Annotated in this window: 1 rRNA gene (cut by a window edge); it reads left to right on the top strand. The window is 56.3% G+C overall.

What is annotated here, in order from left to right:
• Positions 1–1,308, top strand: a 23S ribosomal RNA gene (locus tag ACFQ9K_RS45415); its annotated part runs 1,270 nt beyond the window's last position; the annotation flags it as partial.

The raw sequence follows: 1,308 nt of genomic DNA, 5'->3' as shown, positions 1-1,308 counted from the left end.
GTGGGTGATGGCGTGCCTTTTGAAGAATGAGCCTGCGAGTTAGTGGCATGTGGCGAGGTTAACCCGTGTGGGGTAGCCGTAGCGAAAGCGAGTCCGAATAGGGCGCTGGAGTCGCATGTTCTAGACCCGAAGCGGAGTGATCTACCCATGGCCAGGGTGAAGCGACGGTAAGACGTCGTGGAGGCCCGAACCCACTTAGGTTGAAAACTGAGGGGATGAGCTGTGGGTAGGGGTGAAAGGCCAATCAAACTCCGTGATAGCTGGTTCTCCCCGAAATGCATTTAGGTGCAGCGTCACGTGTTTCACATCGGAGGTAGAGCTACTGGATGGTCTAGGGGGCCTACAAGCTTACCGAAATCAGCCAAACTCCGAATGCCGGTGTGTGAGAGCGTGGCAGTGAGACTGCGGGGGATAAGCTTCGTAGTCGAGAGGGAAACAGCCCAGATCGCCGGCTAAGGCCCCTAAGCGTGTACTAAGTGGAAAAGGATGTGAAGTCGCGAAGACAACCAGGAGGTTGGCTTAGAAGCAGCCACCCTTGAAAGAGTGCGTAATAGCTCACTGGTCAAGTGATTTTGCGCCGACAATGTAGCGGGGCTCAAGTACACCGCCGAAGCCGCGGCACTCCAACAATACATCCGCATCGTTCTATGGGACGGTGTGCAGTGGTTGGGGTGGGTAGGGGAGCGTCGTATGGCCATGGAAGCGGCGGAGTGATCCAGCCGTGGAGGCCATGCGAGTGAGAATGCAGGCATGAGTAGCGAAAGACGAGTGAGAAACTCGTCCGCCGAATGACCAAGGGTTCCTGGGCCAGGTTAATCCGCCCAGGGTGAGTCGGGACCTAAGGCGAGGCCGACAGGCGTAGTCGATGGACAACGGGTTGATATTCCCGTACCCGTGTATCCGCGCCAAATATCGAATCAGCTTTGCTAACCGTCCAAATGTTCTCTTATCGAGCCTTCGGGTGAGAGGGAGGATTGCTGCACGGGACCCGGGTTGTAGTAGGTAAGCGATGGGGTGACGCAGGAAGGTAGCTGGGCCAGTCAGTGGTTGTACTGGTGTAAGCCTGTAGGGCGTGGTGTAGGCAAATCCGCACCGCATGAAGCCTGAGAGGTGATGCGTAGCCGATTGAGGCGAATTCAGTGATCCTATGCTGCCGAGAAAAGCCTCTAGTGAGTTGGTACACGGCCCGTACCCCAAACCGACACAGGTGGTCAGGTAGAGAATACTAAGGCGATCGAGAGAACTGTGGTTAAGGAACTCGGCAAAATGCCCCCGTAACTTCGGGAGAAGGGGGACCACAACCGGTGA

The organism is Nocardia sp. NPDC056564 (genome assembly GCF_042793755.1).
Classification (GTDB): domain Bacteria; phylum Actinomycetota; class Actinomycetes; order Mycobacteriales; family Mycobacteriaceae; genus Nocardia.
Note: the sequence above shows the minus strand (reverse complement) of the source record. Positions and strands in the feature narration are given on the sequence as shown.